The 6504-nt window shown below is 41.5% G+C and carries 5 protein-coding genes; 4 read left to right on the top strand and 1 reads right to left on the bottom strand.

Translation table 11 applies throughout. The features are described from left to right. Nucleotides 1–131 precede the first annotated feature (131 nt). The 4 genes from HWQ37_RS02420 (at nt 132) to HWQ37_RS02405 (ending at nt 4801) form a co-directional block, all read left to right on the top strand. Entirely contained in the window at nt 132–1151 is a 1020-nt protein-coding gene (locus tag HWQ37_RS02420) for a S66 peptidase family protein (RefSeq protein WP_292743272.1), read from the top strand. Between the two features lie 362 nt (nt 1152–1513). Then, nucleotides 1514–1918 carry an IS200/IS605 family transposase gene (gene tnpA / locus HWQ37_RS02415; RefSeq protein ID WP_292743270.1) on the top strand — a complete coding sequence of 135 codons (405 nt, stop codon included), beginning with the start codon at nt 1514–1516 and terminating at the stop codon, nt 1916–1918. Then, a complete protein-coding gene (tnpB, locus tag HWQ37_RS02410) occupies nt 1902–3110 on the top strand; it encodes an IS200/IS605 family element RNA-guided endonuclease TnpB (RefSeq protein ID WP_292743268.1) in 1209 nt (402 codons plus the stop codon). The genes tnpA and tnpB overlap by 17 nt, the downstream gene beginning before the upstream one ends. Beyond that, on the top strand, nt 3107–4801 hold the full coding sequence (locus tag HWQ37_RS02405) for an NAD(P)/FAD-dependent oxidoreductase (RefSeq protein ID WP_292743266.1): 1695 nt from the start codon (nt 3107–3109) through the stop codon (nt 4799–4801). The genes tnpB and HWQ37_RS02405 overlap by 4 nt, the downstream gene beginning before the upstream one ends. 184 nt (nt 4802–4985) lie before the next feature. On the opposite strand, the gene HWQ37_RS02400 is transcribed toward HWQ37_RS02405, so the two are convergent. Then, the gene (locus tag HWQ37_RS02400; RefSeq protein ID WP_292743264.1) at nt 4986–6167 is read right to left on the bottom strand and encodes a serine hydrolase domain-containing protein; all 1182 of its coding nucleotides are present in this window, start codon (nt 6165–6167) and stop codon (nt 4986–4988) included. Nucleotides 6168–6504: the final 337 nt, after the last annotated feature.

Here is a 6504-nt window from a genome sequence, read left to right as displayed (position 1 = left end):
AGTTTATTAAACTGGCACTTTAGTATTAATTTTCCATAAAAGTAACGCAAGAACCACTTTTTATGAATGATTTAGGCGTTGCTATAACCTATTAAAATTCGTCACTATCCCTAATCCCCAACTTAATGCTTATGACTATCAAACGTCGGGAATTTCTTACAACCTGTGGATTAGCTACTTTAGCCACCCAAATACCAGCACTTACCGCCCAAGGTAAGCCATCTCTAAACGCCATTCGCAAGCCGCCCCGTCTACAAGTGGGTGATACCGTAGGATTGATTTCTCCTGCGGGTATCGTTGACGCTAAAGACATCGAAACAGCGCAACAATCACTTTCACAGTTAGGGTTAAAAGTCAAGCTGGGAAAGCATATTTTAGACCGTTACGGCTATTTAGCGGGTAAAGATGCCGATCGCGCCGATGATGTAAACTTGATGTTTAGCGATCGCACCATCAAAGCAATTATTCCTATGCGTGGTGGTTGGGGTTGTAATCGCATTTTACCCCTACTCAACTACTCGCTAATCCGCTCCCATCCGAAAATTATCATTGGCTACAGCGATATTACGACGCTGTTGTTAGCAATTAATGCCCGTAGTCAAATGATTACTTTTCATGGGCCTGTTGCCACATCTACCTGGAATCAATTTACAGTGGATTACTTCAAGCGCATCCTATTTAATGCTGAAGCTGTGACTATGCAAAATCTCAACCCTAGCGAAGTGCGGTTGGAGATAATAGCACCGGGAAAGGCGAGGGGTAAACTTGTGGGTGGAAACTTATCAGTGTTATCAGCAATGGTAGGTTCACCTTACCTACCTGCTTGGAACAAAAGCATTTTGTTTGTGGAAGAAGTTGGCGAGGATGTTTATCGGATAGATAGGATGCTGACACAGTTAAAAACTGCTGGGATACTGAATCAAATTGCTGGTTTTATCTTTGGGCAATGTACTAATTGTAGTCTTGGGGATGAACCATCGTTTACATTAATGCAAGTATTGCAACAACACATACTTCCTTTAAATATTCCTGCTTGGTATGGTTCAATGATTGGTCATATTAAGGATAAATTTACTTTACCAATCGGTGGAGAAGTGGAAATAGATGCTGAACTTGGGACAATACGAATGTTAGAAGCGGCTGTTAAATAATTCGTAATTCGTAATTCGTAATTCGTAATTCGTAATGACGCTCTCTACGAACGCGAAAATTTGCTGATTTTGACTGGTTCCCAGCCTCCAGGCTGGGAACCGATCCTGGGAGGCTCCGCCTCCAGTGGCTTAATGAGAGGCAGCAGCCCTCTCGTAATACATTCCCAGCCTCCAGGCTGGGAACGAGGCAACACAAGACTTAGTGCCATTCGATTTTGAATCTTTAATCCAAAATTTAAAATCTAAAATTTGCTGATTTTGATTTCTGCAAGCCGCACACTCGTGACTTCCAGTCATGAGTTAGGCGCTCCATATTTCTATATTTTTTTCTTACTATGGTCATGCACATGGTAAGATAAGTTATGGAAGTAAAACAAGGTAGAGGTTATGTTTATGCAATTGAATATCATATCGTATGGTGTGTCAAGTATAGACATAAGGTGCTGAAAGATGAAATAGCTGATTTCTTGAAAGATGTTTTAGTTGAGACGGCAATTCTTTACAAGTTTAAGGTTGAGAGTCTTGAGGTAGTAGAAGATCATGTTCATGTTTTAGTCTCTGCAACACCTCAGCACACCATCCCCAACATAGTCAAAATGCTAAAAGGAATATCAGCCAGGAAACTGTTTTTAAAGTTTCCCCAACTTAAGAAAAAGCTATGGGGAGGTCATCTCTGGAATCCTAGTTATTTTGTTTCAACAGTTAGCGAAAATACAGAAGCACAAGTAAAAAAGTACATAGAGAACCAAAATGCAGAAAGCGTTTAAAGTTACACTCATCCCTAATCACAATCAAGAAGTCTTAATTAATAAGACAATTGGTTGTGCCAGATATGTGTACAACCGCTTTTTGGCTTACAAGATTGAGTTATATGCCAGTGTTGGGAAAACCTTAAACTACAACGCTTGTAGTCAACAGCTAACTATACTTAAGAAAGAAATTGAATGGTTGAAGGAAGTAGATAAGTTTGCCTTACAAAATTCACTCAAGAATTTAGAAACAGCATACAAAAACTTTTTTACTGACTTAAAGAAAATTAAAGGTAAAAAAGGTGTAGGGTTTCCTAAATTCAAAAAGAAACATGGGTGTAAGCAGTCTTACAAAACTAACCTGACCAACGGCAACATTCAGGTAATACAGAATCGCTTGAAGCTTCCAAAGTGTGGATGGGTAAAGTTTCATAAATCTCAAGAGATTACCGGGAAGCTTGTAAACGTTACCATAACTCGTACTTCTGCTGGTAAATATATTGCTAGTATCCTGTGTGAGACTGAGATAGAAAAGTATCCTCAAACCACACAGAATATTGGACTGGACTTAGGTTTGAAGTCTTACCTGACTACTAGTAATGGCGAAACGGTAGACAACCCCAAGCATTATAAAACTCAACAGGGTAAGTTACGTAAAGCATATAAGGAACTATCTCGTAGTGTAAAAGGTAGTAACAATAGAGTCAAAGCGAAAAACAAGCTGGGTCGTGCATACAAACGAATTACTAATTTGAGAGATGACTTTCTGCACAAGCTGTCAACTCGTCTAATCAAAGAAAACAGTATTATCTGTATCGAAGATTTACGAGTCGCTAACATGGTGAAGAACCACAAATTAGCGTTGAGTATTTCAGACGCTAGTTGGACTAAGTTCATTACAATGTTGGAATATAAAGCTTTGTGGCACGACAGACTTGTGCAGAAAGTTGGTACGTTTTATCCCTCATCCCAGACTTGCAACCATTGCGATTTTATTAACCATGCAGTTAAAGATTTAAAGCTGCGTGAATGGTCTTGTCCACAATGCAATAGTTATAATTTGAGGGATAAAAACGCCGCACTTAATATATTAAGTGAAGGTTTGAGACTTATAGCAGCCGTCGGTGCGCCGGATGCTAAAAACGCCTGTGGAGAACTTGTAAGACCTGGAGCAATTCAGGCACAGATCGTTGAAGCAGGAATCGCGTGACTTCAAGTCGTGTGAGGTTCAAAGACAAGTATGTATTTCTCCTCGCTATGTTACGCCTAACAGAAGTAAAGCTTCCGCTCGATCATCCTGAAGATGAGATCAAGACTGCCATCCTCAAAAAGCTGCAAATCACAGACGAAGAATTGATCGGTTATTCCATCTTTAAGCGTAGCTATGATGCCCGTAAGAAAGGAGACATCGCTCTTGTTTATATTTTGGATGTAGAAACGACTCAGGAGACTCATCTACTCAAGCGTTTGAAAAAAGATCCTCATGTAATTGTCACGCCAGACATGAGTTATCGCCCAGTGGCACAAGCACCAAGCAATTTGGCGATTCGCCCCATCGTGATTGGTACTGGGCCTTGTGGCTTGTTTGCGGGTTTGATGCTGGCGCAAATGGGGTTCCGTCCAATCATTTTAGAACGTGGCAAACAAGTCCGCGATCGCACCGTTGATACTTTTGGCTTTTGGAAGAAAAAATCAGATTTCAACCCAGAATCTAATGCTCAATTTGGCGAAGGTGGGGCGGGTACATTCTCTGATGGCAAACTCTACAGTCAGGTGAAAGATCCTCAACATTATGGGCGCAAGGTACTAACCGAACTTGTGAATGCGGGAGCCTCGCCGGAAATTTTATATATCAATAAACCGCACATCGGCACTTTTAAACTAGTCGGAATCGTCCAGAGTATGCGTGCCAAAATCGAATCCCTGGGCGGTGAAATTCGCTTTCAAAGCCGGGTGGAAGATATCAATATCGAAAATGGACAGGTGCGGGGAGTTACCCTCGCCAGTGGGGAATATATCGCCAGCGATTATGTAGTTTTGGCGGTGGGTCATAGCGCCCGCGATACCTTCCAAATGCTATACGATCGCGGGGTTTATATTGAGGCTAAACCTTTTTCCATCGGCTTTCGGGTGGAACATCCCCAGTCTCTCATTGATCAATGTCGTTTCGGCGCTCAAGCGGGTCATAAGCTTTTAGGTGCTGCTGATTATAAACTGGTTCACCACTGCCAAAATGGTCGTTCCGTCTATAGTTTTTGTATGTGTCCGGGGGGCTTGGTGGTTGCCGCCGCATCAGAACCGGGGCGACTTGTCACCAATGGGATGAGCCAATACTCTCGCAATGAGCGCAATGCTAATAGTGCGATCGTTGTGGGCATCACCCCCGAAGATTATCCAGGAAATGCCTTGGCGGGAATTGACTTGCAACGGCGCTTGGAAGAACGGGCTTTTGAATTGGGCGGCGGGACTTATGAAGCGCCAGGGCAGTTGGTGGGTGACTTTCTCAACCATCGCCCTTCGACAGCATTGGGGACTGTTAAGCCGTCTTATACACCGGGGGTACATTTGGGCGATCTGAGTGAGAGTTTACCAGATTATGCGATCGCAGCCATCCGTGAAGCCCTTCCCGCTTTTGACAAACAAATTAAAGGTTTTGCAATGGATGATGCCGTTTTGACTGGCGTGGAAACCCGCACATCATCACCGATTCGGATTAAACGCAAAGAGGATTATCAGAGTTTAAATACAGTCGGTCTTTATCCGGCTGGGGAAGGTGCGGGATACGCTGGGGGAATTCTCTCGGCTGGTATTGATGGAATTAAGGTAGCGGAAGCAGTGGCTTTAAGTATTTTGCGAAATTACAGCAGAATTCAGGAGTCAGAATTCAGAATTCAGAAGTAAAACAGTTTTTATGGGACTTCCAAATAAAAAACCAGATCACCGACTTCTTCGAGAAGTCGGTGATCTAATTTTTCACAAATGATTTAGGATTGCTGAACGCCTAGCAGCCAAATTACGAGAACTGAATATTGACCCAGAAAATTTATAATGCCAGTAGGTTGAAAATTATAATTACAAATTAGTATCAATGATTCTCGACAACATCTAAGCCTGTCCTAGCTACTGATTTAATATCAACATTCTGATTATTTAGCAGCACTACTATAGTGGTTTTTTGATTGGGAAGATATGCCAGCAATGTTGCGAAGCCATAAGCTATACCACTATGTCCAATTGCTTTTGCTAAAGGAGATGAAAATCTTTCTACACCCAACCCATAACTATAACCTGCGCCATTATCTTTAAATTTCAGCATTTCTTTCATCATCTTCGGGGAGAGTAAGCTTTTTTTGACAAATAACGCTTTAGCGAACTTGGCTAAATCCTCTGCTGTTGAAACTAATCCACCATCCCCCAAACCATTACCATCATTAACTTGGGCGTAGCTATCTAGCTTACCATCCTTATTGCGATCGCCATAACCTGTAGCTACTTCTCCAATTGTCGGTTCCCGCAATTCTGTAAAGGTATGTTTTAATCCCAATGGTTTTAAAATCTGACTGCGGATTGCTTGGGCGAGAGTTCCCCTAGTGATATTTTCAACAATCAGTTCCAAAAGAATGTAATTGCAATCAGTATAAATAAATTTTTCTCCGGGATTTGCTTGCGGTTCTTCTTGATACATATACTGAATAGCTTCTCTGGCTGTCCAAGGCTGTGAGCGACTTCTTTTTGCAGTCGCTTGAATAAACTCTTTTGTTTCTAAGTATTCAGCAACACCACTAGTATGGTTGAGCAGTTGACGAACTGTAATTTTGTCACTGTTGACAATATGAGGAGTGATGTCTCTTGGTAAGTAGTTTGCGATCGCCCGATCTAATCCTATCTTCCCTTGCTCCACTAATTTCAGCACAACCACCGCCATAAAAGTTTTACTCATACTGGCAATAGAAAAGCCATCTGTGGGTTTCATCCGGGTTTTAGTTGACAAGTTATTCACACCAGATGCTCCTAGCCAAGAACTTTTAGGTGTAGAAATATACATTACAGCACCGGGAATTCGCTGCTCTACAACTATCTCATTTAAAAGTGTCTGTAGTCGAGAACTTTTTCCGGCGGTGGAGGTAGACATAACTTGTTTAGCAAAAGATTTTTCAATTATTCTCTGACTAATGTTATTAGCTACTAAATATCCTGTAAAACCAAGGGAAATCACAAAAACTATTGCAAATAAAATTTTGCTGAAAGTCAAAAGTTTTAGGTTCATTTTACTTCCTCAATAGAAATATAGTCGTTCTAGCTCAACTGCACAAAGTAATGCGTACCAAAGCGCCAAACCCTTAGTATGTCGGGGAAGTCTGCCTCCTTATTGCCAAGGACAATCCTGATTTACGGGGCAAAGGCGGGAATTGGTGCATCGTTAACCATCTGCGTGAATTCAGTTGTACAATCACAATGTGGGATGGGGAGTGCACCATTAGTGTCAACTTAAGGTTAAAACCCATTTGTCAACGATAGGTTTTGTGAAAAACGAAGTATAAAGGGGAATTTTTTTCTGACTTTTATACGCAAGCTGGGAGTGATGCTAATAAACAAAGCATTAA

Origin of the sequence: Nostoc sp. NMS4, from assembly GCF_017115095.1 — a bacterium.
Lineage (GTDB): Bacteria > Cyanobacteriota > Cyanobacteriia > Cyanobacteriales > Nostocaceae > Nostoc.
This window is presented reverse-complemented; position numbering and strand designations above follow the sequence as displayed.

What these genes read in the sequence shown, in the direction of transcription:
- HWQ37_RS02420 (WP_292743272.1), top strand. Translation starts at nt 132, where the DNA reads ATGACTATCAAACGTCGGGAATTTCTTACAACCTGTGGATTAGCTACT.
- tnpB (WP_292743268.1), top strand. Translation starts at nt 1,902, where the DNA reads ATGCAGAAAGCGTTTAAAGTTACACTCATCCCTAATCACAATCAAGAA.
- tnpA (WP_292743270.1), top strand. Translation starts at nt 1,514, where the DNA reads ATGGAAGTAAAACAAGGTAGAGGTTATGTTTATGCAATTGAATATCAT.
- HWQ37_RS02400 (WP_292743264.1), bottom strand. Translation starts at nt 6,167, where the DNA reads ATGAACCTAAAACTTTTGACTTTCAGCAAAATTTTATTTGCAATAGTT.